Below are 25,593 nucleotides of genomic sequence, written 5' to 3' on the forward strand. Positions count from 1 at the left end.
CAGGCCCTGTATCAAGACGTCAGGTTTCAACCTGGCTAAACAGCACACGTCCCTTCGATGTGATGAACGTCAACTGTCGAAAGTCCATGTGCCGCCAGTGGCCCAGGTTGTCCCGAACCTCAAATAGATGCGGCAAGACCCAACACGTCGTACTTGTTGATGCAGGGTAAACCTCATAAAGGCCGCCCTGCGTGAAGCCGTCTTGTCCAGCCGGTGCCTTGGTGCAGCGCACATGACCGGGTCGGCGACAGTAGTGCACGGGATGGCTGGGTTCACCTTCCTTCACATACAGACTGGCCTTGAATGCGACAAGTCGCTCCATAGCCTTGAATCGCACTTGTGGGTCATCCGGATCGTAGAGCTCGTCGACCAGGCAGTATTGAGCGCCTGTGCCTCTGTGCTGCCAAACCGGACGGTTCCAGACGTCGACGCCGTACCAGTCGAGATCGCTGAGGAATATGGACTGAGTCATGGATGTCTCCCGTAAGTCGAGCCCTCGGAGGGGCGGATACATGACCCAGGGACGACACCCTCCCAGGGAGAATGGCCTCCCTGGGCAGGGTCGTAAGAAAGAGGCGGCGCCAGTGACGCCCGCCCCGCTTCATCTGATTATTGTCGCTCGCCTTGACGTTCCCAGTAGGGATCGTAGGCAAAAGGTATCTCCAGACACGGCCCCTCACCCGTTTCTGAAACGAAGGGGATGACCGTGAATGTCACGCCACGCGCTCGCAGCTCCTCGAGGAGCTTACGCGCCAGACGCGTGTCGCGAACGTAGAGATCGGATTCATGATGGCCGACGATCAGGTCGGCATGACGCATGGCGTCGTAGATAGAGGTTTCCATCAGTGTCTCCCAATGCGGAAGGGAGACACCGCCCGCTGGGGAGATGTCTCCCCAGGCGGGTCAGTGGATTGGAAAGGTTAGAGCGAGGCAGCCGCCGGCGTCTCGAAAGAGCCGGCCGATTCACCGGACTGAGCCGCGGCATAGCCGTTGGGCTGAGTCGGTGCTGGTACCTCTTGCGACGGGGTCGCATTGGCATGGTCAGCTTGTGGCGCCGGTGTGTCAGCGTTGTCGGAAGCCGGGGCTTCACGCTGATAGACCGTATCGCCGTCGATCTTGATCCACTTCACCAGCAGTAGCCGGCCTTTCAGGCTGACACCGGTTTCACCCTGGCGATCGCCTTTCTGGTAAACAAACGTGTCCGTCCAGAGATCGCCCAGTTTGAAGCCGATCAGGACTTTACGCTTCATGTCCACAGCTTGCTGGCACTTGCGAACCAGTTTTTGCGCTTCCTGGCCGCTTACACGGCAATCGAAACGCGTATAGCTGACGTCATCCGCCGGCCCGTTTAGGGCGTTGATGTTGCAGGCCAGAAACGCGTCACCGCGTTTCGGATCCACAGTGCGGATGCGATTAAGATAGCCAACCCCTTCGACGTGGAGGTTGAAGAAGGTGGTCTGAGCTTGAGTTGAGGTCGTCATGGTGATTCTCCTTTGGGCATCGCGATGCTCGGGAGACCACCATCCCCATCGGGGAAGTGATTCCCCCGAGTGGGTAGGACGTCATATGGAAAGCTGCCTCCAACCGCCGGAGCGGCACTCGCACACTGGAGGCGCGGCGAGTTTGGGTAAGGGCGTCTCGTTGGGGCCGGTGAGACCGTCCGGGCTGTCCGAAAACAGCGAGCTTGCCCCTCTCATGCTAGCGAGGTGGCGATGGCTGTCAAGCGGCATTGAGCTTAGAAGACGAGCCGCTCGAACGGCCGGCCAGTCAGGGCTGTGTAGGCCACGGTATTCTGGATATTGGCATGCCCCAGGTACTGCTGGACGATCCGCAGATCCACGCCGCTGTTGATCAGGTGCACACCGCAAGCGTGCCGGAGGGCATGAGGATGCCACTTCACGCCCAGGACCTGTTCACTGAGCCGGTGCAGCATGCGCCGGAAGCCATCGACGCTGACCGGCGCCCCCCGTTCGTTGACGAACACCAGGCCCGACGAACGCCCGTCTTGTCGCTGGTAGCGTTTCAGCGCGCGCACCGTGCTGCCTTGAAGAGGGTGCGTACCATCGAGACTGCCCTTGATGCGGGTGACACGCAGCTCATGCGTGACTAGGTCGATGGCCGACCAACGCAGGGCCACCAGCTCCGAGACCCTCAGACCATGTTCGAAGGCGAGCCGAATCATCAGTGCATCGCGCCGTCCGTGACGTTGATGACGCATTGCCCCACGCATCAACCGATGAACCTCATCCCGGGTCAGGTGTTGACGACCTCGCTGGCCGTCATTGGCCTTCCGATTTCGAACTGTCCGGGTTTCAGTGGTTGGGAGGTCATCGACCGCTGATATCGACCCCGCGTCTGACATGGCCTGTATGCCTCCTGTTCGGTGGAACTGTCCGGTTTTCAGCTAGAAGCCAGACAGTTGTTGGCGGGTGGTGGAAAACGCTACCGGTTCGCGATCCGGGTCTCTCCGGCTCCAAGGGTACTGTACCAGCGTGCCTCTTCCTGCTGTCGCTTTTCGATCGCGGCCGCTTCGGCCTGCTCGGAAGTGGCATATCGCGATTTCGGGGTGCCGTAGCTGAAATGCAGACTGCGCTTGTGCGAGCGGCCATTCGGTCGTCGTTCGTACCAGGTGGCGATCCAGACGGTCGTGCCATTGGGCCGCTCGTAGTGGAAAACGCCCGTGATGGGGCCCGCGGGTAATAGGCGATGCTTGGCAACCGAGCGCTTTGGCACGTGGAGCAGTTCCTCCCAGCGCTGTTCGCCCCAGATCTCAGGGCCACGCTGGTCACGGTATTCCAGGCAGCGCAGGAATGTGTCGTACTCGGACGGCTGACGGGCAATCGATCGTGACTCCGGCTGGCCGGAAGGGCGCGGGATACGCACGACGGGGTTGTCGTGACTATGTGGCCACGACACGTACTTGGTGTTTTCCCAGAGCTGTGGCAGTTCTAGTGTTTCGCGCACGAGGGCCTGTCCCAGATTGTCCAACCTATTGTACTCCTCTGAAGTGCAGCATGATCGAAACTGCCACTTCCAGGATCGAGAGAGGGAATCATTCAGTTCCGCCCCTTCGCGGAAGGTGACAACCTGCTGCCCATGAGGTTCACTCACCCCCAATCTGCATGTAGTCCATAAAGTCGTCTGTTGCATACCTTATATCGCAATTCGCATCAAACTTTTCATTGATCCTGAAGAGGATCATTTTGTTGGCTTGTTCTGGTGACGTTGGAAAGAAGGCTCCACCCGGTTCACTGTGCATGAAAAAGTCTCCAAGCTTCGCCCCGCAGTGCTGGCAGTGATTCATGAAGTATCGGGATCCAGCCGTTTTGCTGTATGCCAACTTGAAGCTCTCAGTGAACCGACGCATCTGTTTCACTACCCGAGGAGAGAGACTATGAGCGTTCGACACCGTGCCCCGATGGCCGTGGCTTTTCCATTCGCCTAAACCCCTGGTGAGCGTGAATTCCTCTTCGTCGTCCTCAATATACTGAAACTCTTCGTGCTCCTCAGGAAGCTTGAAGGAAAATACACGTGTCAGGGCATTGCATTTCCAGCAATCGGATAACGACTCCATCACGTAGTAGTAGGGCGATCTGACAAGAAACTCAGGCTCGTGTTCTAGCTCGAAGTCATTGGGTATCGGCAACCACCGTGCCAGCTGGCCGACTTCAGCCCCATCAGGGATATACCAGGTCTTCGCCTGCGGATCCCATCGCGCGCCGAGCGACTTTGCTTCATCCTTTTGAGAATACGGGACATCTAGATCAATTCTTGCCATCAATAAAATCCATATCCATTTATTTCCGAATCGAAAGATCATCCTGGCGGCGCCCAGAGTCGGATGAAACTACACGATGCGGTAAGAAGTGAGCGGTTCCGTGGACTGTCCAGGATACCAACAAATATCCGACTGAACTCGTCCGGCGGCAGATTCAGCCGCCTTATTCGAACGCATTATGGATGAGCACATAAAGCGCTTCGACAAAATTCACGATGGTTGTCGTCGTGCATATCGGTTCCGGCATATATAGGCACACATCTCTGCGAAAGACCTTGAGGAGGGGCACCGGGTAGATGCGAGAGTTCAGGGGCCTTGACGTAATCTTCAGACGTTACAAGTCGGCGTAGACGGGCCATGGTAGACCTCCTGTCTCATTGACGCGGTTGAGGCGACTGTCGCTGCCATTGCTGAGAAGTGGCTTTGCGGGAATCTGTTCCCCCGGATGCTCTGGCGCGTTCCTGCAGCCGATTGAGCAGATGAGTCGACAAGGCGCGACGATCCAAAGGCGGATGGACCTCAATGTAGTGGATCCCTGCCTTCTCCAGGGCAATCTTCTTGATCCCATCGCGTAGCCCGGTGTCACTGCTCAAGTTGTGACCCGACCCTTGATATTCCACTGCGGCGACGGGGTTGCCATAACGATCGGTGACGAGCACATCGACACGTTTGCTGTTGATGGCTCGATACGCCTCATCATCCGCCGTAGAGAGCACCTCGCCGAGAGAGACCTGGGCAAAGACCCGGTGGCCCGCTTGCATCGCCCTAGCGGCCCGTTCGGTGGCCTGAAAGACCTGGTGTTCCTCCCGATTCATCAGGCGGCGAGGCCGGTACGAGGCGAGTGCCGCCTGTGATAGCTGGTCTTTTTGCCACGCGAGAGGATCAGGAGTAGTCGGGGGTGGCTCAGTCCGGCGCTCCTGCTGTGTTGGCCACGGCGTTTGATCGGCAGGGGGCCATCGCGATGTGGGCGTTCTCCGTCGCTTTGAACGCAGGTACGCGATGACCGCGACAGCGAGAACCAGATAGAAGAGAATTTCCATGGCATCCTTGCTCCGTTCGACGTCGATGCGGCCCCATCCGTGGGGCCGTCTCTAGTTAGGTTAGCACCTGCCGTGAAGCGCTTGCACCACGCGGTGCTGGCTGAGGTGGACAGCCCCCGGGCGTTCAGCTGGAAGCGCTTACCCTTTCCCCATCTTCCCTTTGGCCCTTTCGCCCTTTGGGGTTGCCACCCTCTACCCTATACGGGTAAGCCCCTTCCCCTTGGGGGCGCCATTCCCTTGTTTGCCATTTTACCCTTTGCGGTTGCCATTTTTGTTCGACGCTCAGTAGGCTGCTCCTGCGGGCGGTTGTCGCCCGGCTATCCCCATGACGCTGGAGAGGGACTACCCATGAACAAGTCGGAACTCGTGAAACAGATCGCCGCCACCACTGATCTGTCCCAGGCCCAGGCAGAGCGCTGCCTGACGGCCTTCACGGACTCAGTGGCCAAGACACTGTCCCAGGGAGACAAGCTCACCCTCCTCGGCTTCGGGACCTTCGAAACACGCGAACGGGCGGCTCGTACCGGGCGCAATCCGCAGACCGGCGAGGAGATGACGATCCCTTCCGCCAAGGTGCCTGCCTTCAAGGCGGGTCAAGGGCTCAAGGATGCGGTGAAGGGATAACCCGTGGCGGATCACGACAACAGCTACAAGCGCCTTTTCTCTGAGCCGGCGATGGTGCGGGACCTGCTGACCGAGTTCGTCCAGGAAGAGTGGGTCGACCAGCTGGACCTCGACACTCTGGAGAAGGTAAGCGGCAGCTACGTCTCGGACGACCTGCGTGATCGCGAGGATGACATCATCTGGCGGGTGCGTTGGGGAGAGGGGTGGCTCTATGTGTACCTGCTCATCGAGTTCCAGCGCACCGTCGATCGCTACATGGCTGTCAGGGTCATGGCCTATGAGGCACTGCTGTACCAGGATCTGATCCGGCAGAAGGCCTTCACCCCCGCCGGCAAGCTGCCACCGGTGCTGCCCATCGTGCTGTATAATGGGGATCAGCGCTGGACCGCGGCACAAAACGTCGCCGACCTGGTCGAACCCATACCGGGTGGACTGTCGCACTATCGGCCGTCGTTGCCCTATCTCCTCCTCGATGAGGCGGAAATCTGCCAGAATGAAGATCATCTGGAGGAGACACGCAACCTGGTGGGCGCGCTGTTCCAGTTGGAGCACGGTCAGGATCTGGCGCAGTGGGAAACGGTGCTCAAGCGGCTGACAGAGTGGCTGCAGGCACCCGAACATGCCTCGCTTCGGCGGGCGTTCACGGTCTGGGTCACACGCGTCCTGATACCCAGCCGGTGGCCAGGGTTCGATCCCGATGAGATCAGTGCCCTACAGGATCTGCAGGAGGTACACGCCATGTTGGCAGAGCGCATTAGAGAATGGCCCGAACGCTTCAAGCAAGAGGGCATCGAGGTAGGTGAAGAGCGTCGAGCCGTGCAAACTGCCCGTAACTTGATTGCTGATACTTCGCTACCTGATGAGCAGATCGCGAATGCGACAGGTCTGTCATTGGCGCACGTCCAAGAATTACGGCGAGAAGTTGATTCAGGGACTAGTTAATGTCGGACCGTCGCCCCATCAAGTCCTTCCCTGAGATCTTTCGGCAACAGGGCCGGGAAGAGGGTCAGGTACGTGTCGCACACAACCTCTTTCGCGCGACCGATCTATCAGACGAGGAAGTCGCTAGCATCTCCGAATTGGCCCTGGAGCGGGTTGCGGCACTTCGCTGTGCAGCTGAGCGCTGATACCAGGCGCTCTCTCGCGCAATCCAGGCGCCTTGGCCGGGGATAGGTCGGCAGATTTTGCACACAGGCGCCATCTCGCCCGGGCTTGATGGGCTCCCGCCACCGTTCTACCCTGATACCCTAGGTTACGTGTATCTTTCGAGAGGTACGTCATGACACTCCAGGAACGACTGAAGCAGCTGAAAGCAGGTGCCGATCGACAAGCGGTCGAGCTGGGCCATGAGGATGCTTCCTCTGCCGCCAAGGCCGGCGGGCGTGTGGCAGGTGGCCTGCTATGGAAGGTGGTTGCAGGTGTTGCTTCCCTGGCCTGGACCTTGGTGCTGAACGTCGCGGACAACTTTGCGAATTCCAAGGAGGACAGCAAGTCTTGGAGTGCGCAACCAAGTGGGGAGTGGAGTGAAGGGCTAGGAGGAGAGGGGCCCGGCTACTACGGTTGTGACGGCAACAAAATTTCTGACTACTGATAATATCAGCAGTCGCGCTGAGACAGTTGCACCAACTTACTTGGGAGAGTGGGGCTGCTATAATGCAGCCCCACTGGTCACTTCTAAGGCTTCTTACTTGCCTTTTGAATTGCCCGTAGCCATGTCTGCTCCTTTGTCCCCTGCACTCTTCGCACTTTTGCTTCCGTCGGAAAGGGATTGCCCGACACTGCCACCTACCTTCATCCCCGACCATCCTAACGCCATCACCCAGATGGACGGCAGGATGAAGTACATCGCCCAGTTCACGAAGGTCAGTAGGTTCTTGTCATAGATGCTCGTCACCCCCGACAGGAACCCCAGTTTCGCGCCCTCACTGGCATAGAGCAGATCGATCAGATTGGCGTTCATCCAGCGGGCCAGCTCAAACCAGAATGTCAGGAAGAACAGCGCGAACAGCCCAAAGGTTGCCATCCCGGCCGCTTTGAAGCTGTAGCTGGAGATGGTCAGTACGAAGGGCAGGCAGATCACCACCGCCATGAGCATGGTGTACTGCACCATGGGCATGGCCTGCTTGACCATGTCCATGCCAACCTTGCCGAAGATAACCCCGAAGATGCCGCCGGCTGCCCCCGCCACATTGGACGCAAGATCGCCGGCGCCCTCGAGCAGATCGCCATTGTCGTCGATCCCATGCAATTGCCCGGTGGTGACACCCCCCTGGTTGCCGTTGGCGACGCCTTCTTTCGGGTTGATCAGTCGGCGAACCATGGCTTCGGTGGCCACATCCTTGTTGATGGTTCCCTGGTTGAGCGCCGTCAGAAAGCGGTCCATGCCGCTGATCTCGCCCTGCAAACGGGTATAGAGACCGTTTTCGCTGTTTTCCCACCACTCCTTGCAGGTTGGGTAGCCCGGCTGCCCGGGGCCAGTATTCGAGCGTGACATGTCCCGGTCAGGATCGAACGGGAAGCCGTCGATTGGCCGCTCGGCATACAACGAATCATAATATCCCGACGTTTCCCGGAAGTGCCGAGACCCGGCCCAAGCGGTGTCATGCCCGTCTTTCGGGGCAATTTGACCGTGGTCTGAAATGTATTTGGCCGTCGCTTTACTGAAGCATACGCTGTTGAACTCCTCTAATTGCTGAGCCAGGCCTTTGTCCTCGATCTCCTCCAGATCGACTTCCGTGGCAATGGCCTGGAGATCCGGCGCACAAGGGATCTTGCTGATAGCCACATTGGTCATGCCCTTCGATACGGCATGCACGAAAGCCCACCACAAGGGAATCTGGGCGGATTGACCATCCAGCATGTTGAGGGAGCCCTCACCCCATTCGCCTTCGCCAATGGCGGCGACGCTGCATGATGTGCCGTTACGTTCGATCTCTTCGGTGGCCACTGGATTGAAGTTGAGGTTCATGACGGGCATGCAGGTGAAGGCGGCAATGAGGATCATCGCGTACATTTTGGCTTCAATGCGATTGATCGTCAGCAGCCCCTTGTTACCTTCGTCATCCCCTTCCTGCCGCGCCTTGAACCACTCCGACAGGATCAAGGCAATGAACGGGATGATGGCCAAGCCGGTACCTAACAAAGCGTCCCAGATGCCGTTGTTGATGACCCACGCCATCATCAGCAGCGGCATTTCCATGTAATCGGTGACGTTCAGTGTTGCGTTCATCAGGCGCCTCCCAACCAGTCGATGAGGTTGTAGAGCTCGATCAGGGCCACGACGATCAGGACATGCCGCTCGAGGCGGACCAGCATCGCATAGGCGGCCTGGCCGCCATCTCGGTCATGGCGCAGACTAGCCACTGCACGCGGACGGAATTTGTACCACCAGACGACGAAACCCAGGCCGTATAGGCCGAGACGCCAAAGCAACAGCATGGGGGCGGCCGAATCCATGGCCGACTGGTAAGCGGTCATGCCGCCCATGAGGCTGGCTCCCACCGAGACGATCACGCCGCTTAGCAGCACCACCAGGATGAAGGTGATGGCCGCCACCAGCATCGGCGGCCAGGTGCGAGGATGCCAACCCATCAGTCGCTTCCTCCATTCGTCGGGCGGCCACGGTTGTCGAGGGACGAGTCCGGCATCCGCGTTTCAGTCCGATCCAGCGCTCGTGCGCGATTCCTGGACCGCTGAAGGGACAGCTGGGCCGCGTTGTTAGCCAGCGCGGTGCGGACTTCCAGCTCGCTCTTGAGCGCGTCGATATCGCGATCGAGGTGCGTAAGCTTACGCTCGAGCTCGGTCACCCCTTCTTCGTTGTTGGCAATACCCGGCTCGCTGGCCCCGGCGAGTAACATGCGGCGTGCCCACATGGCCTTAGTGAGGGTGCGCGACAGGGCCATTTCGCCGGCCATACGCTGTGTGAGCAGTTCAGCGTCCGGATCCTGGCGCATGGCCTCGATCACGCCTCGGGAGACGGACAGCCCTGGTCCAGCGGACACCGCATTCAGGGCGCTGGGCGTGGGATCCGTGTTACCACTTACCAGATCAGCGAGATTCTCGGCCAGGGTGGTCTGCTCCTCCTCGAGGGCTTTCATCAGCCCCGTGCCGGCCTGGCCTTGTCGCTTTTCGCAGCCATCGCAGGTCCGGATCTCGGTCTCGCCGATCACGGATTTGGTCCAGTCAGCGGCCTCCTGGGGATCCTGCCAGACCGTGCACATGCCTCCCTGGCAATCACCCGTGGCCGCATTACTGAAGCTGCCTCCCCCTGGCCAGTCACCGTCATTGGTGGACACGGAGCCCCATCCCTGGCCACCACCCGAGACCGACTGCGTGCTGGTGGGGTCGCTGCGGCCGTGCAGCTGGTTGTAGCCGGCGATCGCCGTGTCCTCGACGACCTCGATCGGCTCCTGATCTTCTCCTCCGCGCTTCTGACCCCCCACCCAGGTGCGGCCCTGGTTGCCGCCCTGTTCCTCGACGACTTCCTGAGCAGCGACAGGGTCCTGGGTGTTCTTGGCGGTCGCCTTCCAGTTCTCCGCCTTGGCGGCCTGCTGAGATTGCTCCCCCATGGCGAAGTCGGTCATCTGCTCGGCCATGTTCTGGCACGACAGCTTGGTCTTGTCATAGTCCAGGCGCCCCTGCAGCACACCGTTCTGCAGCAGGTCATAGAGCTGGGGATTGGCTCGTTGGATCACCATGGCCGGCAGTGACGCCACCGCCCCGGTGGCATTCTGGATAACATTGCCCATGAGGTTCTGGAATCCATTGGTGATGCCGTTGAGTTGGTTGCTCACACTGGCGCCGATGTCGAAATTCCCGCAAGTGGCGTTGAGGTTCCACCTGGCGCCGATGCTGAGCTCCGAGGGAACGTGGCCACGCCCCGCGGAGACGCTGATCGGCGCGGCACCGCCGATATCGTAGTAGAGGGCATCCGAAGCGGTTTGCGCCTGTGCTGTACTCACCGCCGCGGCCAGGCTGAGGCCCAGCGTCAGGCGGGTCATGGTGTGTGTCATTCGACCCATCCCTTACCTCCAGTGTGATAGAGCAAGCGGGCTCCACGCCGCTCGCAGCAGGTGATCGGACGCCAGAGCGCCCACACGTAGTCACCACTGCCGTCTCGACGATCCCGATAGGTGGCCATCGGCCCGCGATCGGGCCAGACGGCGCAGCTGTCCTCCCTCTGAGGGGCCAAGGGCTGCCACCGGTGCGTTGACGCCTCGCCTTCGCGAATCGGCTTGGGTGGCCAATACCCCGCGCCACGCGGCGGCCGCATCGGCAGGTAAACATGGGGCTGTCCCGGCTTGGTCACGAAATCCGCCACACGCTGCGCGGCCAGCGCGCCTGCCTTGTAGTCATTGGTCTGTGTCACGAACCCGCTGCGAGGGAATACGTTGCCCCAGACATCTCCTGCCTGACCCAATTCACGCACCCCGGGCACCAATGCCTGTGGATAGGACATTTCCGGGATATTCGCTCGCCATGCCGTCGAATCCGCTTCGGACACATAGTACGGCACCAACGGCGTTGCCCCGGATCGGCACATAAACCCTCTCAGATTATCGAACGCGGCCAACGCCGGGTGCCCGACAGCATCAGCGTTCTTGAATCGGACCGTCTGGTGGTTGTTGCTATGGCGCTCGGTCGACGTCCCTCCCCCTCGTGGCACATCATCAGCCACCTCGCCGGACACTCCCTCGAACAGGCTGTTCGTCGCGCTGCCGATGGCGTCTGACACCAGATCCAGTTCACTGGCGGTCGAGACAATACCTCGTGCGCCACGCCAAGGATTCTTGCCCACTTCCTGGTAGGCCGACACCACCAACTCCGGGACATAGTGGGTGACCTTGATGGACGTTTCGGTATAGCAGCCGACCGCGGTACAGGTGATCCAGACGCAGATGCCGATAACCCGGTAGTCGAGGCACGACGACGACAACGCCGATTCGGCGATCTCAGGGGTGGAGATCTCGGCCGCCTGTACCGGCTGGTTGGCGACGCCACTGACACTCAGCACCAGGGCGAGCAGGGTGGCCAGGCCGGCGCCCTGCAGACGTTGTGTCAGGTTCATGTGTCACCTCCATTCGGGAGGTGGGAGAAGAGGGTGCCGGGCGCATCCGTTGGTCGAGAGAGAGGTTCCCCAACCAAACCAACCACTGGCCAATGGAGGCCCGGCATGACAGCCGAAAAAACCAGGTATCGCCAACTGCGGCTGGAGTTGGCAGAGCGCTTTCCAACATGGGTGAGCCGTTGCCCCAGCTCATGGTGGAGATCCAGGAACCACGCCGATGCGGTCATGGGCTCGTCTCCTCTCCGTTGGCGTTCCGGTAGGCCTGGATCTCAGCCAGGGCGGCGGCCACATCCGCCTCGCCGTAGACGACGTACTGGCTGTCAACGACGACCGCTGGCACCTTTTCGACCCCGATCATCCAGGCGCGAGCCGTGCCCATGGCAGCTTGCTTCATGGCCTCGCGCTCGGCTTGCCAGTCGGACGACTGCAGCCGGCGTAGGGCTTCCTGTCGCGCCTGCTGACGATCGGCCGGTAGGTCGGTCGAGAACTGGGCATCCATCCGTGCGGGGGCATCGAGCTCGACGACCGCCGCATCAGACGGAACGTTGACGACTGGCTGCCCGGCCGTCGTGAACACCTCCACGCCGGCCCAGGCCGGCAGGGCCAGCATCGAAAGCAGCGGAATCACCCCCCGCATCGCGTGTCGTGCCACAGTGGCCTCCTGGATCGGTGGACATGTGGCCATGATGAGCTGCCCGGATGGTGAGAGCAGCGAAGAATGTTAAATTGATCGCGACACATTTCTTAGCGTGCCCCGGATCAGATGGACCGGGGACACACGGGAGGAGCCCCTGAATGCGGTATCGAATCCTGAGCTTCGTCGCGGCAGGCCTGATCTTGACAGGCTGTGCTGGTCAGTCGTCCCCCACGGCCTCACCCGAGCGGGACAAGGCCCCCGAGCCGCCTACCATGAGTCAGTCGGATGACCTCTGCGGGGCTGAACAGGTCCATCGCTATGTGGGGACGTCCTATACGGAAACCCTTGGCGATACCCTGGAGCAGGAGAGCGGAGCAGGCACCATCAGGGTGAAGCGACCCGGTATGGCCTACACATTGGAATACCGCGCTGACCGGCTGGACGTTAGCGTCAATGAGGAAAACGTCATCCAAACGATTCAGTGCGGTTAGAGATTTTGGGTGTCCGGAAGATCTGGCTTCTGGAGTCAACTGAGCTATACAGCCAATATGGCTAGCAAATGGTTGATAGATTGATGCCGTGTGGAGATGATACGTAGCGCGTCAACCAGCACCCCCGAAGACCCCATACCCATCATAAGGACTGGTGATCTAGCCAAAAGCTCAAGGAAGATAGCCAGTGCCGTATATCCCCCAAGGAAGGAGGACGCCTCATGCCCCCAATTCTTGCCGACACCTTTGGCGGCTTGTCCCGCAACTACTACTGGCGCCAACTCATGTTCGGTGGCGGCCTTTCGGTATTGCTCTATTTCGCCGTGACTCAGGACCCAGCAGATTCGATGCCTCTGGCGGCCGTGCCCCTGCTGGTTCTCAATGCGTTGCTCTACCCCTATGCCCGCTTCGTCTACGAACAGATCATCGGCTTCGTGATGGGTGATAATGTATTCTACATCCCCCTCATCGTCATGCTGCCGGTGAAATGCATCACCATCGCGATGTGCTGGGCGAGTGCGATATTCATCGCGCCGTTCGGCCTGGTCTACCTGTACTTCCATCACCGCAAGGCACGTCGGCAGGCTCTCTGAGTGCCGGCATAGCAGACATCTGCACCGTGCTCAGAGCAACTGAGCGCGGTATCTATCGCTCTAAGAAATGCCACTTTCGAGGAAATAGCGACAACATGAAGACGCTATGGGGAATCTTTCAGTTGCTAGTTGTGACACCTTTCTTGGCCTTTGTTGTTTTTGGCATTACGTTCTTGAATACACAAACACCAGTGGGCTTTTTCGCCGGTATCATCTTAGGGCTGCTGTCTGCTATAGGCTATTGGTTGCTTGTCGCAGCTAGCGGTCGAAAGAAGATAAAGCGACATATCTTCTCTAGGATTGAAAATGCAGATTACGTTGCCATCCTGTTCGATTCAGCCATTGCCATTGACAGAACCAACAGAAAGATCTTCGCAGGCACTATTAAACATGGATCCATCTTGGCCTTCGAAGACATCACCAGCATTGACAGAGAGGACACCGTAGTCAATGGAAGAAGAAAACACAGGATCAAGATTTCTACAAATAACTTTGATGCTCCTTACGTAGTGATCTCTAGCCCCACGAGCTCCTTGGCTGAGCAAGCGTTCGAAAGGCTAAGAATTGCTCTTGATATGACATAAGGGCGTTCGGGTTAAGTGGTTGATGATTTCTTCTTCGTGACACCGTGCGACGATCATAGGGCAGACAGATGGACTTGAGATTCAGCCACGTCGATGTGCTGGTCGAGGATCTTGATGCGGCCTGCGCGTATTACGCAGCCGTGTTCAAGGCCTCGGTCTCCAATACGATCGTTTGGAATCGAGGTGGGCTGCACGTCCGCTATGCCATCGTGAGGTTCGGTGGGGAGCGGTTCATACTGGTTCAGCCCATCGCCGGTAATCTCAAGGAGCTGATGGACCAACAAGGGCCTGGCGTCATCTATCGGCATTGCTACTCAACTCCCGATATCGATGCCGCCTATGACGAGTTGATCGCCGCTGGCGTTCAACCCGAGGATGAGCATGGGCAACCCATCAAGCGCGATGACCTCAGCTCCCCAGCGGGGAGCCGTATACTGTGGCTTCCCAAGCGCTTCGGGCACTTCTCCATCGAGATTCTGGAATCGGAAGCGCTGGAAGCCTTTATCGATTCAGCGTTCGACGGTGTGGAATGAGGTTACGCTTCTGTCCTGACCAGCCATGATTCGACGGTATCGGCCCCATACTCTTCTTTCCAGGCTTGCAACACCTTCTGGTTGCCACCGCGCGTCTGGACTTCTTCACCGGTGTGAGGGTTCTGGTAGATTTTCAGTTTTCGCTTCCTGCGGGTAGCGGTGCTGGATGATGCCTGGGCACCCGCTGAGCCAGGCTGCAACAATTCCAGGACGTCCTTGGCTGTCTTGTCGAACTCCTGCATGAGCGCTTCGAGCTGCTCTTTGAATTCCACCTCATTCTTGAGACGCTCATCCTGCTCAAGCTTTTCCAGTTCCGCCTTGAGTGCCTCGAGCTGGCGTTCTTTCTCGGCATATTTGGTGAGCAATGTCGACATGATGGTCTCCGCACGAGTCTAAAAAATATGTCGTCCCATACTCACCTATCCGCCTGGTATTGGGCAAGCCGCCAATCCCGATTTTCGTCACGACCGCGAAGGGCGGTAATCGGCGGCCCGGAGTGCTACCTACCGCCACGTCGTTCCCATGTTCCGAGAGCTCAGAGCATTACTTGCACTCATCAGCACTGTCGACATACGAATAGACCACCATGAGGAAGTATGGGGTTGCATCAATCCTGATATAGCGCAATCGATTCTGAAGCTTGTAGTCTTCGGCCGTGTAGCGAATGAGATTGCCCGACTCGGAGACAGACTGCGTATCAGGCTTGCCATATTTCTGCATGATGTCGCTGATGATCGGGTGTTGCCCACTCGAAGGGTAATCGAATGTGGCATCCACACTACAGAGCCCGTCTTGACCGATCTCGTATGAGTACGAGTTGGCCTGATAGCCATTATATGGGGCTTGGTTCGACCGGTATGTCTTTACATCATCGTCGCGCCGAGCGTTGGTTGTCAGATGGGCGTACTCCTCCAGCGCTTCCTTGCTCATCCCCTTGTAGGTTCCGAAGGGGGTATCCTTGGTGCCGGCTTCCGGCGGCGGCTCCCCGCCACAGGCGGTGATCAGCAAACCGGTGGCGGCGATGCCCAGACATTGTTTCATCCGTTGACTCCATGTCTCAGTAATCCGTTTCATCTCGCAATACTCAGTCATCCTCACCGAAACTGGTTATTTCTGGCGAATGCGCCTCATCCGGGTCACCTATCAATTTTTTATGAAAGTCAGCTTTAGTGGCATTCTGGCAGTTAGCTGTCTTCATTTTCGCGTTATCATTCCGACACTTCTTGACAAACTCGGCTCTCTGTTCGTCGTGGGCTTTCCACCACTCGACAGTTTTTACGTCTTCACCACACGCTGTAAGGATGAAAACGGACGCCAACGTCATTGTTACATGGCGTTTCATGATGATAACTCCTTTTACCCATCAGTCGTGATTTCTGGAGGTTACGCTTCATCTGGAACATCTGTCTGATCGACAGCAAGCGTATGCGGGGCAATTTTACTGGGGCCAGACATATGCGGCAACGGAGGTCACCGTCCCCCAATGGCCGTTATGCGGCCTGAGACGCCACTATGCTTCGAGCGGCCCATCAATCATGGGTGTCGGTATACCGCTCGGCATCCGACCACCCCGCGGCCCAGGCGGGGTGCTGGTGGGTCAAAGGAGCGTGCGGATTGGCGGATAGGGGCATGCCGTTATCGAATGCCTCGATCCCCGCCGCATACGCCGCGTCGGTATCGCGTTTGAAGGCCTCCCAGCCTCCCTCGAGGCACTCTTCAGGATGGCGATCGGCTCTCTCCGCATCCGACAATCGGCAGGATACGGCCTCACGCAGGTCACTCAAGTCGCGTCCCCAAGCTGTCGTTAACAGTGCCTGCCGTGCTTGATCTGCGGTTTCGCCGATCACATACAAGGCGACGTCCCGCGCCAATGGATCCTCGGTGCTCAAGGCGATAAGTCGTAGTGCCCAGGTCGTCTCCTCCTGCGTTAACGGACCGAGCTCGCCGGCTTCGAGATCCCTGGGCACTTCATACGCCGGCCACTCTTGTCGCAGCAGTGGCCAGTCGCCCTCGAGCCAGGCCTGCAGGAAGGCCCGAGGGTCGTCGGCTTGGCTGGCGAACACCATGGCATCGCGCATGATGTCGCCGATTCGCGTGCGTGATGTTGCCCGTGATCCTGTCATGAGGCCTTCCGGCTTCTCCGATTCGTGGTGTGCTTGAGAAGCCGCTTGAACGCTGTGCTATCCGCGACATTTAGATAGGTATCGAAGGTGGCATTCCAGTCCGTGGACTCCCCCGGGTAGCGGATGCTGACGTGGAGCGCTTCAGCCTGGGGCGGGCGCGACAACGACACCGTGGCCCGTTCATCGGCGGGTATTGAGATCCCCAGCGACTCGAGATCTTCCTGGAACTGCACCACCAGGAGCAGATTGACCTGGTGCGCTTCGCACCATGCCGTGGCCTGTCGCACCTGACCCTCGGCGTCTGGCAGGAAGGAGAGATGATCGAAGACCACCAGGTCGGCGGGACCTGTAGGCGCTGACCACTGTTGGTGACCATCTCCCGGTACCGTTTCGGCAGGAGCTGTCGGCACCGACCACTGCACAAGTGGATCAATCAGCATCACACGGCGGCCCACGCCCAATGCCTCGACCACGCAGGTTTTCCCGACACCGGTTTCGCCTGTCATCACAATCGTATTCATGACGGACTCCTCTTCGTTTGCCTCAGTGATTGCCTGTCGCACGGCCAACGGCCTGCACCAGTTGGTCGACCGGCCGATACCCCTCTCCGAGCTCGCCGTTGGGGAGTACCGTGGCCGGCGTTCCCCTAACGCCAAATTGCTGGGCCAGTGACACGCTTTTCTCCAGTCGTGGCCGACACACCTGGGCTTCATCACCCACTGACGCAAACTGTCCATCGAAGGCCTTATCCATCGCATGACGGGGGTATTTACTGCACCAGATGGATGCCATGCGCTGTGCCACCGCGGAGGACAGGCCCTGCCGGGGGTATGGCAGGTAATGGACGGTGATGCCGGCGGCATTGAGTTGTGGGATGTCCTGATGCAGCTGCTGACAGTATGGGCAGCTGATATCGGTAAAGACGGTCATCTCACCTTTCACGTCCCCATCGGCCGGATAGGTCAGCGAGATATCCTCATCGAGCTCAGCCAGGCTCTCCAGACGCTGCTCGCGACGCTGTTGCTCGGACAGGTTGATGACCTGGTCCTCGCCGTTCTCGAACAGCTCGCCGACCAGCAAGTACCTGGCCTCGGCGTCCGTGTAGAGCGTTTCCCCGGTGCGCAGGCGAACCTCATACCAACCCTCCATGGGAGCCGGCTCGATGGCCGTGGGGTTCGCGGGTTGGCCGCCGAGCGATAATGCCTCAAGGGCAGAAGGAAGGTCCTCCGCCGACGCTGAACCAGTGCCCATGGCGTAGAGTGCGACCATGAGGGCCCTTGTTGCTGATGTCCTCATTTGGGTCTCCTGTGGCTGCTGACTAGACGGAAGTACATCCCAGTCAGCATGCCAATCTGGCAGCACCAGAGCTGTAGAGAATGTGAAATGGATCGGGCTGGGTTTTTGCCGCGTCACCACACGCGCTCTGATTAGTGGGGCGATCATCGGAAGCCAGGCTGTGACACCACAGTATACGCTTGCAATATGCATCCATATTGCTATATTGAATGCATTCGCATAGTGTAGCCATCGGAGGTGACTCACCATGGGCATGATGACGGTCAGGAACATTCCTGACGAAGTACACAACGCACTGAAAGCGCGGGCCAAGCGGCACCACCGCAGTGCCGAGGCCGAAGTCCGTGCCATTCTGGAAGAGGCCATACGCCCTGAAGCACGCCTTCACATGGGCGATGCCCTGGCGGCTCTGGGCCGCAAGGTCGGAATGACCAACGAAGATCTCGACGCTCTGGAACAGGAGCGCGACAAGACACCGGCCGAACCGGTGACGTTTGAATGATTGTCCTGGATACCAACGTCGTTTCCGAGGCGATGAAACCGACCCCGTATCCGGCCGTCATCGATTGGCTTAATGAGCAATCGGCCGAAACGCTGTACGTGACCAGTGTCACGCTGGCCGAGTTGTTGTTTGGCATTGCAGCGCTTCCCACGGGTCGGCGCAAGGATAGGCTGAGTGAGGCCTTGGATGGCCTCATGGCATTGTTCAAGGGACGCATCCTACCCTTTGACGCTGATGCCGCTCGCCAGTATGCCGAACTGGCGGCAACGGCCAGGGAAGCGGGGCGAGGTTTTCCGGTACCCGATGGGTATATCGCGGCGATCGCCGTATCACAAGGCTATCAAGTGGCATCCCGTGATACCGCCCCGTTTGAAGCGGCGGCTGTAGACGTCATGAATCCCTGGGAAGGTGAGAGTGGGCCTGACTGAGACCCGCATATCGGCTTCCGAAACGAGATAAAGAGGGTGCAGGTGGTTACATACAATATGAACCCTGATGACGACGTATTCTTCGAACAACTTATCATCTTCATCAGAGAGGATATTGAGCGTCATGTGGGACAAACCAATGAGGACCACGGGCTTATATTAGCTCGACGCTATTGCTTACTGGTGATGGGTAATGCGCTAGCGAAACAGAAGAGCTGGGAGCTAATGGGGCTGGACGCTATCCATTTCGCTATCATGGACCAATATCACTGGCATCTCGACACCATCAGGAATCTTGAGGATAAGGAAAAATTTCTAGTATTACACAACGAAGTTGTTGGCCTTTCCCCACCTCCTGCGGCGCTTCGTGCCTGGAATGAGCAGGGAGAAGCACAGATATATCCTTTTTCGAGTACAGGGACCTGGTACCTTGGGCCTGAGGAGATTCCTCGGTCGTGAACCCTCCCATATTGACGTCCATGACATGGCTTTCGAGCCATTCTGATGTATCACCTATCTCCCGAAGGTCGCTGATGATGTCCTGTGCCACGAGTGTTTCCAGGTCAAACTCGAGAACGGGTTTACCATAGGTCGTCGCGCTCATGGACGTATGTTGGATGGTGATCCAGGCTCTTGCTCTGGGCCGCTGGATGAGGCCCTCAGCAATCAACCGATGTACCCACGGGTATTTGGGAGACACAGAGAAATGCCTGGGTATATCGGCACGGCCATAGCGTTGGCATTCTCGTTCCATGGCATCCACGCCTACCCATAACCGTCCTTTCGATCGCCATCCACTTGGATTGCGGCCGGAAAGAGAGAGGTTGCGCAGAGCGGATAACAATACTGTCTGAAGATCGATTTCATTATCATGGTCTACATTGACAACATCATCTGAACTCATGATCGTATGCTCCCATACTGCTCAATAAAGTGCTCGATCACGCTGCGCTGAGAAAACGCATAGGAGTGGAAGGGGTTTCCCGGGCCTCCTGATTCAAGCTCCGCCAGAAGGTCTCTTAGATCATCACTGAACCAGGTGAGAGCCTGTCGGTCCCGCCCACCGGGGAGCTCGTCAAACACCCCCAGGACGCGTAACACCATGTCGTGGCATTCCTTGGAATAGCAGGCTACTCCGAAGAGTTGAGTTCCTTGTTGTCTGAGCATTTGGACTGATATGACACCCAAGGCCCTTGCCACATCCACAATATCCTGAGCAGCATCCCCTGCTTTCCGCTCATCAGGTTGCTTCTGCATCTTCTTGCTCCTATTCGTTGGCGCGCGGTTCTGGAAGCCGTGGCAGGTGCTCGGCCAACTGCTGCTGCAACTGCACCACGTCATAGCGCCGTTGGGCGGGTATACGCAGCAGTGGGAGCCCGGCGGCGGCGAAGGCGCGATCCACGAAGGCATCCCGCCGGCGTCGATCGCGCCGCTGGTGACTGCGGTCATCGAGTTCCAGTGCCAGATGCATGCGACCGCCGGCCGGGTCGCAGACCACCACGTCGATGTGCTTGCTGCTGATCTGGCGAAACCACCGCCACCAGCGTTGATCTCGAGGGTGTCGGCGGCGGCGTTTGACGGTCATCACATCGGCCAACCGGACCTTGAAGGCCAGGGCGTACTGATCTCCCACCGCCCGCTGCAGAGCACGGGCGAAGTGCTGTTCGGCGGGGGAGTTGAGGCAGTCATGACGCACATACGGCAATCGCCGTGACCGGCGCAGCCGACCGGTCCACAAGGGCCACAGGCTGAACCCCAGGAAGGCGATCGCGGCGAACAGTACGATCGGGCCAAAGGTATCCAGATACGGCACATTGTTGATTGGTGCCTCCGGCCCATAGTCGGTCAGGATGAGTGACATGTCAGATCACCTCGACATCGGGCAGGTGGAACAGTGCCGGCGCTTCGCCATGGGCGAGATCGATCACAACCCCCATGCTCGATTCCCAGGGTTCTCGTGCGCTGGTGTTCAAGAGGCAGCGATGCAGTGCCGATGTCGCCCTGTCGTCGAAATAAGGCCACAGCCGGTCGGCATGCTCGAGCTCACGCTTGAGCCAGTGCGGGGTGCCATGGGGCAAGCCGATATAGGTCCCGAGGAAAACACCGAGTTGGGACCAGGTGTTCTCGTCCAACACTGACCGGTCTTTTAATCCCCACCAGATCGAAAGGCGGGTCTCGCGGCTACGGGCGAGTGCCCGCATGAAAATGGACGTCCCGTGTAGGATCGGTCGGGACGGGAAGCCATCCAGGATCACCAACCGCTTACGCGGTATGCCAATGTGGTCAGCCTCGTACCCACCCAACCCCTGGACATGCGCCATCACGCCATGCGTCAGCAGCCCCTCGAGGGCGTCGCGTGTTGTCTGGGTATCAATGGCGCAGCATCCGGCCGGGTCGATCAGTACGATGTCGCTGTCGGCGTCCCAGCTCAGGGAGGTGTCTCCGGCATTGAACACCTCGCCCAGCGCCCCCTGGCAGAACGCCTCGAGGGTCTCGAGCAGCGCGTCAGGCACCTGTTGCTCGGTGCGTAGTGCGTCCAGCACATCCTGAGTGCGGCACAGCCGGTTGGCAGCCTCGGCCCGGTGTCCTGCGGTATACAAGGCCTGACGGAGTATCCGCCGATGGTGCCGGCTCCACGCTTCGTCTGGGCGTTGGCTGGCTAGCATCAAGCGAACGGTCATGACCAGATCCCCCAGGGGATCCCAGATGGCGTGATCGTCGTCCGGCTGACACAGGAAACGCGCCGTCTGGAAGGGGGCCAACCGACAGGCCGAGCTGTCGAGTGTTGTCACCCGGCGACCCGCGGCCGCGTGTCGAGCGGCCCAATCAGCCCACGGCCGCCAGTCCCGATCCCGACCGGACGCCAGAACATAGACCTGAACACGCTCATCACCCTGGGCCAACAACCGTTCGTCCAACAGGGCCCGCAACACGGTGCTTTTTCCGGCCCCCGTCGGCCCGGTGACCAAGCCGTGCCCACGAAACGCCATGTTGCCATCGTGCAGCATCGTCAGCTGCCTCCCACGCCGAATAACCGCCGCCACAGAGAAGGGCGGGCTGAGGCCGTGGTTGGACACGCTTTGGCCGCCAGGTCCAGTGTCATGTCATGCGCCTGGGCTTGATTGAGCTCCATCTCCTGCCCGGTCGTCAGATCCCGGCAAATCAGAAAGGGCTCGAAGCGATCCACCTTCCATCCCGCCGTGTCATCACGCCCTAGTAGGCGCCGGTCGGCCCAGATCGCCTTGGCAACCTGGTGCTCGCGGATCGATGCCTGGAGGGCGTGATAGACGTGCAAGAAGGCCTGGTCGATGTGATGATGGTGAACGGTCACCTCATGGAGCTGACTTTTGCCCTCCTGGTCCAGGAAGAAGCGAGCCAGACAGGTCCGGTGGTTACCGTCCGAGCCGACGTAGTAATCCAGGCCGTCGACGGTGTAGAAATCGATTTTGGGCTGGCGAATGACCGGATGGAGGTAGTAATCCGGATTGTCCATCAATCGCTGCAGGTTGTGCTGCATGCGCTTTCCGCCCAGCAGGAACTGCAGCCAGGTTTTCCCCTGATACTGTTGATGCATCGTCCCGACGACCCGGAAGACGTTGACAGACCCCGTGTCCGACCAATATTCGTGGGATACGAACGCCGAGGCCTCACGGCTGTATACCGCTTCCCAGGGTTTGATGGCTTCCTGGCTCCACTCGGGTGGCATGGCGACCTGGCGCCTGACGAAGTCAAAATTGATGTTCTGGTCGTGCGCGTGTTGCCACCCGAAATTCCACTCCCGGCGTTGGGTCGATTCTCTTTCCTCTTCGAGGTAGGGGTTCGCATCCTGGGGCTCGCCCGCTTGGCAAGCACGAAACCCCTGGCGAAAAGCGACAGATGCCTCTCCCTCAATCTCAAGATACGCTGTCATCACAGCCCCCCTGTGTCGGCATGCGGCACCCCGGTATGCTCGATGTTGAGTGCCTCATCGCTCATCCCCCGATCCCTCGCTTCTCGTCCATGCGCCGGGCGATCTCGATGCCCGCATCGAGCTCTGAGCACTTGAGCTCGTCCATGACCTGTTTTCGCTCGGCTTTTTCCTCGCCTTCGGTGCCGGCCAGGCTGAGATACAGACTCGGGGGGACCACCCGGAACAAGGACTCGATGCGTCCGCCGAGCACCACCCCCTCGGTATACTTGGCCTTGACCTTGGTGGCGGACTTCACCAGTTGCTGCTGATCCTCGCTCAGTGATTTGAAGCGAGTGACCTGCTTGATCTCGTCCTCGGGCATGGTCAGCAGGATCCACCACTCGATCATGTTGAGCAGCTTGGCCGCCGACTCCGGGAAATCTTCCAAATTCTGTGTGGCCAACCAGAGCCAGTGATTCAGTTTGCGTCCCATTTTGCCAACGCCCACCAGGAACGGCGCGAGCAAGGGATTGGTGGTCAGGATGTGACACTCATCGATGGCCTGCAGGATGGGTCGTCCGCTGTATTGATCTCGCTCGGCCATGGCGGTGATCACGTTGGTGATCGAGATCACCGACAGTGCGAGCTGCGCTTCATAGCCTTCGTTGGCGTAGTGCGCCAGGTCGATGATGGTCACATCACACTCCGGCCAGGGCTCACCCGGGCGGTTGAAGACCTGGCCGTCGAAGCCATCAACGAACAGGCCCATGGCCTCGCCCATCTGGTAGGCGCGCCGTCGGCCTTCTTCCGGCGTCTCGGTATCGTTGGCAATATCCCGGAACCCTTGCCGCACGTCCTCGGTCAGGCACTGACGGCCGGCATCGACCGCATAGCGAGCGCCGCGATAGATGGCATCGCGCACCATGCGTTGATCCGCTCGGCGGAACAGGGCCTCTTCCTTGGGATCGCCACCGGTGATCATCAGCCGGGCGGTGATCTCCATTTCCCCCAGGATGTTGCGCTCTTCCTCTTCCTCGGCGTTGTTGACCAGGGTATCGGGATCCGTCGCCAGACCTTCCTGCTGATCGCTTCGGTCCCGCTCGACGCGTTTGGCCTCCTCCTCGGTGTCGAGCAAACGATGCGCTTCGAAGAAGGGCGAGAGCCGCACACCAGAGCCAGGCGCGAGCTTGACCTTGTTGACCGTCAGTCCCATCCGCTCGAAGTAGTCGGCGAGCAATCCGAACGAGTTGCCTTTCTCGATGATGAACAGCCGGGGCCGATGCAGGGCCATCATCTGAGCCAACACACTGTTCAAGGTGGCCGACTTGCCGGCCCCGGTCGGGCCAAAGAACAGCATATGAGCGTTGGCCTGCCGATCATTGCTGTTGAGCGGATCAAAGCTCACAGTGCCACCGCCGCGGTTGAAGAAAGTGATACCGGGGTGGCCCGTCCCGCGGGCACGGCCGAACAGAGGAGAGAGGTTCGCCAGGTGCTGGACGAAGTGGTACTGGGTGTACCAGCGATTCTTGCGATCCAGCTCTGGCTGAAAAGCCATGGGCAGCCAGCGCAGGTAGGTATTGAGCCCGGCGATCTCATCTTCGGGCTCGGTCGGCTTGAGATTGGCGTTGGTCAACTGCGTCGTCAGCCGCATCAAGCGCTCTTCGAGATGGGACGCGTCGCGGCCGTTGACATAGAACACCAGGCTGGCCTGATACAGCTTGTGATTATCGCCGAGAAACGACCGTGCTCGCTTACAGTCCTCACGGATCTTCTCACTGGGGATGCTGTTGCCGTGCGCCTTGTCTCTCAGCGTATCGATATGCTGTTCCAAGGGGTCCTGGGGGACGGCCACCATGGTCAGGCACATCTCGGTGCCCTCGGGGAGCTGGTCCATCAGCGCATTGCGGATGCGGCCGTCACCCCGCGCGACCTCGCCGGTGACGTGTCCCACCTTGGGGGCTTGCCGCAACTCCTCCACGGAGACACAGGTGTGTGGCATTCCGTCGAAGTACCAGTAGCCCGTCTCGACATCACCGCGCGGGGAGCTGGCCAGCATGCCTTCGGCCAGGTCGTAGCCCATCAGGGCGGCCTGGTCATCACCGGGATAGTCGAAGACATCGTAGAAGCGCTGCGGATCGTCCGGCGAGTACCGGGGACGTGGATTGAAGCGCGGCATCATCCAGCGATGGAACTCGCGGGCATCATAGCGCTTGAGGCGCAGTTCGGCGTTCTGCAGCGCGGTTTCAAGCCGGTCGAAGACATAATTCACCGACTGTTCGGGCGGCAGTCCCTTGTTGCGCTCACCGATCCGGCCCTGTTGCTTGCCTTTAACGGTCCGCTCCCAGCGGTACAACACCAGGCGGGTGCGTCGTGTCTGGCCCCGCCAGGCCACCTGGGTGACCACATCATCGACGAACAACCCGCCGGGCTTGGCGATCGCCCGGAGATGGCCTTCCATGCTCTTCAGCCAGTCCTGGGTGTATGGGCTGTCGCGGATCTCCGGGCGCGCGTAGTCGGCCAGTGCCTCCAGGTCCTCGCGCGGATCCGTTTCATCGCGGCAATAGAGCTGCACGACCCATTGATAGTCATCATTCTCGGGCAGACTGTCCTGCAAGGCCGCCTCGATCTGATCCCGCAGGGCCTCGAGGGCAACCTCGCTGCGGCCTTCCGTGGGAATCGGGATCACTTCCGCCGCGACACCCACCGAGACGCCGTCCTCGAGGAGGAAGCAACCGGATTCCGGGAGATACTCGACCCACGGCAAGCGTGAGGCAAAGGAGGGGGCGCGCTGATATTGCTTTCTCAGCTGTGCCTCGGAAATCGGCTTGCCGCGTGGCAACGACAGGGGCCGACCCTGTTCATCGGTCAGCAGTGGCGAGGCGGCAGACGCAGTTTCATCCGATTCCGTCGTGTCCGCCGTTGCCGCGCTTTCCTCCGGCAATGGATTGCCGGCCGGTGTGGAGCGGGGTGGAAACAGCCTGCTCATGAAGCTATCGAACGCTGACATC

33 protein-coding genes are annotated in these 25,593 nt (G+C 59.4%); 9 read left to right on the plus strand and 24 right to left on the minus strand.

Annotated elements, in window-relative coordinates:
- Positions 1 to 19 precede the first annotated feature (19 nt).
- The 7 genes from QWY79_RS08385 to QWY79_RS08415 all read right to left on the minus strand — a co-directional run bounded on the left by QWY79_RS08385 (position 20) and on the right by QWY79_RS08415 (position 4,818).
- Complete coding sequence (locus QWY79_RS08385; RefSeq protein WP_290271738.1) at positions 20 to 472, minus strand: hypothetical protein; 453 nt, start codon at positions 470 to 472, stop codon at positions 20 to 22.
- Between the two features lie 137 nt (positions 473 to 609).
- Positions 610 to 843 carry a hypothetical protein gene (locus tag QWY79_RS08390; RefSeq protein ID WP_290271740.1) on the minus strand — a complete coding sequence of 78 codons (234 nt, stop codon included), beginning with the start codon at positions 841 to 843 and terminating at the stop codon, positions 610 to 612.
- Between the two features lie 77 nt (positions 844 to 920).
- Positions 921 to 1,481, minus strand: a complete 561-nt coding sequence (locus QWY79_RS08395; RefSeq protein WP_290271742.1) for an STY4534 family ICE replication protein — start codon at positions 1,479 to 1,481, stop codon at positions 921 to 923.
- Positions 1,482 to 1,735: 254 nt separating this feature from the next.
- Positions 1,736 to 2,257, minus strand: a complete 522-nt coding sequence (locus QWY79_RS08400; RefSeq protein ID WP_290272018.1) for a tyrosine-type recombinase/integrase — start codon at positions 2,255 to 2,257, stop codon at positions 1,736 to 1,738.
- A gap of 185 nt (positions 2,258 to 2,442) precedes the next feature.
- Complete coding sequence (locus tag QWY79_RS08405; RefSeq protein WP_290271744.1) at positions 2,443 to 2,964, minus strand: hypothetical protein; 522 nt, start codon at positions 2,962 to 2,964, stop codon at positions 2,443 to 2,445.
- 139 nt (positions 2,965 to 3,103) lie between these two features.
- A complete protein-coding gene (locus QWY79_RS08410) occupies positions 3,104 to 3,778 on the minus strand; it encodes a DUF5710 domain-containing protein (protein ID WP_290271746.1) in 675 nt (224 codons plus the stop codon).
- 374 nt (positions 3,779 to 4,152) lie between these two features.
- Entirely contained in the window at positions 4,153 to 4,818 is a 666-nt protein-coding gene (locus QWY79_RS08415; RefSeq protein WP_290271748.1) for a DUF2726 domain-containing protein, read from the minus strand.
- A gap of 348 nt (positions 4,819 to 5,166) precedes the next feature.
- Between QWY79_RS08415 and QWY79_RS08420 the strand changes: the two genes are divergently transcribed.
- From QWY79_RS08420 to QWY79_RS08430, 3 genes are all read left to right on the plus strand, one after another.
- Positions 5,167 to 5,442: an HU family DNA-binding protein gene (locus QWY79_RS08420; protein WP_290271749.1), complete on the plus strand. Its 276-nt coding sequence runs from the start codon at positions 5,167 to 5,169 to the stop codon at positions 5,440 to 5,442.
- Between the two features lie 3 nt (positions 5,443 to 5,445).
- Entirely contained in the window at positions 5,446 to 6,384 is a 939-nt protein-coding gene (locus QWY79_RS08425) for an Rpn family recombination-promoting nuclease/putative transposase (protein ID WP_290271751.1), read from the plus strand.
- A gap of 337 nt (positions 6,385 to 6,721) precedes the next feature.
- A complete protein-coding gene (locus QWY79_RS08430) occupies positions 6,722 to 7,033 on the plus strand; it encodes a hypothetical protein (RefSeq protein WP_290271753.1) in 312 nt (103 codons plus the stop codon).
- A gap of 93 nt (positions 7,034 to 7,126) precedes the next feature.
- Here the strand turns inward: QWY79_RS08430 and QWY79_RS08435 are convergent, their stop codons facing one another.
- The 5 genes from QWY79_RS08435 to QWY79_RS08455 form a co-directional block, all read right to left on the minus strand.
- On the minus strand, positions 7,127 to 8,671 hold the full coding sequence (locus tag QWY79_RS08435) for a conjugal transfer protein TraG N-terminal domain-containing protein (protein ID WP_290271755.1): 1,545 nt from the start codon (positions 8,669 to 8,671) through the stop codon (positions 7,127 to 7,129).
- Positions 8,671 to 9,033 carry a hypothetical protein gene (locus tag QWY79_RS08440; RefSeq protein WP_290271756.1) on the minus strand — a complete coding sequence of 121 codons (363 nt, stop codon included), beginning with the start codon at positions 9,031 to 9,033 and terminating at the stop codon, positions 8,671 to 8,673. Before QWY79_RS08440 ends, QWY79_RS08435 begins: the two co-directional genes overlap by 1 nt.
- Positions 9,033 to 10,454 (minus strand): hypothetical protein, encoded by a 1,422-nt coding sequence (locus QWY79_RS08445; protein ID WP_290271758.1) that lies wholly within the window; start codon positions 10,452 to 10,454, stop codon positions 9,033 to 9,035. Before QWY79_RS08445 ends, QWY79_RS08440 begins: the two co-directional genes overlap by 1 nt.
- On the minus strand, positions 10,451 to 11,509 hold the full coding sequence (locus QWY79_RS08450) for a TIGR03756 family integrating conjugative element protein (RefSeq protein WP_290271760.1): 1,059 nt from the start codon (positions 11,507 to 11,509) through the stop codon (positions 10,451 to 10,453). The genes QWY79_RS08445 and QWY79_RS08450 overlap by 4 nt, the downstream gene beginning before the upstream one ends.
- A 223-nt stretch (positions 11,510 to 11,732) precedes the next feature.
- Positions 11,733 to 12,161 carry a TIGR03757 family integrating conjugative element protein gene (locus QWY79_RS08455; protein ID WP_290271764.1) on the minus strand — a complete coding sequence of 143 codons (429 nt, stop codon included), beginning with the start codon at positions 12,159 to 12,161 and terminating at the stop codon, positions 11,733 to 11,735.
- A gap of 143 nt (positions 12,162 to 12,304) precedes the next feature.
- Between QWY79_RS08455 and QWY79_RS08460 the strand changes: the two genes are divergently transcribed.
- The 4 genes from QWY79_RS08460 (at position 12,305) to QWY79_RS08475 (ending at position 14,347) form a co-directional block, all read left to right on the plus strand.
- Positions 12,305 to 12,637, plus strand: a complete 333-nt coding sequence (locus tag QWY79_RS08460) for an I78 family peptidase inhibitor (protein WP_290271766.1) — start codon at positions 12,305 to 12,307, stop codon at positions 12,635 to 12,637.
- Positions 12,638 to 12,858: 221 nt separating this feature from the next.
- Positions 12,859 to 13,230 carry a hypothetical protein gene (locus QWY79_RS08465; protein ID WP_290271768.1) on the plus strand — a complete coding sequence of 124 codons (372 nt, stop codon included), beginning with the start codon at positions 12,859 to 12,861 and terminating at the stop codon, positions 13,228 to 13,230.
- Between the two features lie 95 nt (positions 13,231 to 13,325).
- On the plus strand, positions 13,326 to 13,814 hold the full coding sequence (locus QWY79_RS08470; RefSeq protein ID WP_290271769.1) for a hypothetical protein: 489 nt from the start codon (positions 13,326 to 13,328) through the stop codon (positions 13,812 to 13,814).
- 68 nt (positions 13,815 to 13,882) lie between these two features.
- Entirely contained in the window at positions 13,883 to 14,347 is a 465-nt protein-coding gene (locus QWY79_RS08475) for a VOC family protein (protein WP_290271771.1), read from the plus strand.
- A 2-nt stretch (positions 14,348 to 14,349) separates the two neighbouring features.
- Here QWY79_RS08475 and QWY79_RS08480 read toward each other — a convergent pair whose 3' ends face one another.
- The 6 genes from QWY79_RS08480 to QWY79_RS15815 form a co-directional block, all read right to left on the minus strand.
- Positions 14,350 to 14,721, minus strand: a complete 372-nt coding sequence (locus QWY79_RS08480) for a histone-like nucleoid-structuring protein, MvaT/MvaU family (RefSeq protein ID WP_290271773.1) — start codon at positions 14,719 to 14,721, stop codon at positions 14,350 to 14,352.
- A 169-nt stretch (positions 14,722 to 14,890) separates the two neighbouring features.
- Positions 14,891 to 15,388, minus strand: coding sequence for a hypothetical protein (locus tag QWY79_RS08485; protein WP_290271774.1), 498 nt, complete (start codon positions 15,386 to 15,388; stop codon positions 14,891 to 14,893).
- 43 nt (positions 15,389 to 15,431) lie between these two features.
- Positions 15,432 to 15,689: an EexN family lipoprotein gene (locus tag QWY79_RS08490; RefSeq protein ID WP_290271776.1), complete on the minus strand. Its 258-nt coding sequence runs from the start codon at positions 15,687 to 15,689 to the stop codon at positions 15,432 to 15,434.
- Between the two features lie 187 nt (positions 15,690 to 15,876).
- A complete protein-coding gene (locus QWY79_RS08495) occupies positions 15,877 to 16,470 on the minus strand; it encodes a ribosome modulation factor (protein WP_290271778.1) in 594 nt (197 codons plus the stop codon).
- Positions 16,467 to 16,991, minus strand: a complete 525-nt coding sequence (locus QWY79_RS08500; RefSeq protein WP_290271781.1) for a hypothetical protein — start codon at positions 16,989 to 16,991, stop codon at positions 16,467 to 16,469. The genes QWY79_RS08495 and QWY79_RS08500 overlap by 4 nt, the downstream gene beginning before the upstream one ends.
- Before the next feature lie 22 nt (positions 16,992 to 17,013).
- Complete coding sequence (locus QWY79_RS15815; protein WP_353960365.1) at positions 17,014 to 18,132, minus strand: DsbC family protein; 1,119 nt, start codon at positions 18,130 to 18,132, stop codon at positions 17,014 to 17,016.
- Between QWY79_RS15815 and QWY79_RS08510 the strand changes: the two genes are divergently transcribed.
- The gene (locus QWY79_RS08510) at positions 18,014 to 18,268 is read left to right on the plus strand and encodes a FitA-like ribbon-helix-helix domain-containing protein (protein ID WP_290271783.1); all 255 of its coding nucleotides are present in this window, start codon (positions 18,014 to 18,016) and stop codon (positions 18,266 to 18,268) included. The genes QWY79_RS15815 and QWY79_RS08510 overlap by 119 nt on opposite strands.
- A complete protein-coding gene (locus QWY79_RS08515) occupies positions 18,265 to 18,696 on the plus strand; it encodes a type II toxin-antitoxin system VapC family toxin (protein WP_290271785.1) in 432 nt (143 codons plus the stop codon). The genes QWY79_RS08510 and QWY79_RS08515 overlap by 4 nt, the downstream gene beginning before the upstream one ends.
- A 286-nt stretch (positions 18,697 to 18,982) precedes the next feature.
- Here QWY79_RS08515 and QWY79_RS08520 read toward each other — a convergent pair whose 3' ends face one another.
- The 6 genes from QWY79_RS08520 to QWY79_RS08545 all read right to left on the minus strand — a co-directional run bounded on the left by QWY79_RS08520 (position 18,983) and on the right by QWY79_RS08545 (position 25,571).
- Complete coding sequence (locus QWY79_RS08520) at positions 18,983 to 19,600, minus strand: hypothetical protein (protein ID WP_290271786.1); 618 nt, start codon at positions 19,598 to 19,600, stop codon at positions 18,983 to 18,985.
- The gene (locus QWY79_RS08525) at positions 19,597 to 19,953 is read right to left on the minus strand and encodes a hypothetical protein (RefSeq protein ID WP_290271787.1); all 357 of its coding nucleotides are present in this window, start codon (positions 19,951 to 19,953) and stop codon (positions 19,597 to 19,599) included. Before QWY79_RS08525 ends, QWY79_RS08520 begins: the two co-directional genes overlap by 4 nt.
- A gap of 10 nt (positions 19,954 to 19,963) precedes the next feature.
- Positions 19,964 to 20,557, minus strand: a complete 594-nt coding sequence (locus QWY79_RS08530; protein ID WP_290271788.1) for a DUF2726 domain-containing protein — start codon at positions 20,555 to 20,557, stop codon at positions 19,964 to 19,966.
- Between the two features lies 1 nt (position 20,558).
- Positions 20,559 to 21,704, minus strand: coding sequence for a hypothetical protein (locus QWY79_RS08535; protein ID WP_290271789.1), 1,146 nt, complete (start codon positions 21,702 to 21,704; stop codon positions 20,559 to 20,561).
- A gap of 2 nt (positions 21,705 to 21,706) precedes the next feature.
- A complete protein-coding gene (locus tag QWY79_RS08540; RefSeq protein WP_290271790.1) occupies positions 21,707 to 22,606 on the minus strand; it encodes a ribosome modulation factor in 900 nt (299 codons plus the stop codon).
- Between the two features lie 61 nt (positions 22,607 to 22,667).
- A complete protein-coding gene (locus tag QWY79_RS08545) occupies positions 22,668 to 25,571 on the minus strand; it encodes a conjugative transfer ATPase (RefSeq protein ID WP_290271791.1) in 2,904 nt (967 codons plus the stop codon).
- Positions 25,572 to 25,593 lie beyond the last annotated feature (22 nt).

Origin of the sequence: Halomonas sabkhae, assembly GCF_030409265.1 — a bacterium.
Lineage (GTDB): Bacteria > Pseudomonadota > Gammaproteobacteria > Pseudomonadales > Halomonadaceae > Halomonas > Halomonas halmophila.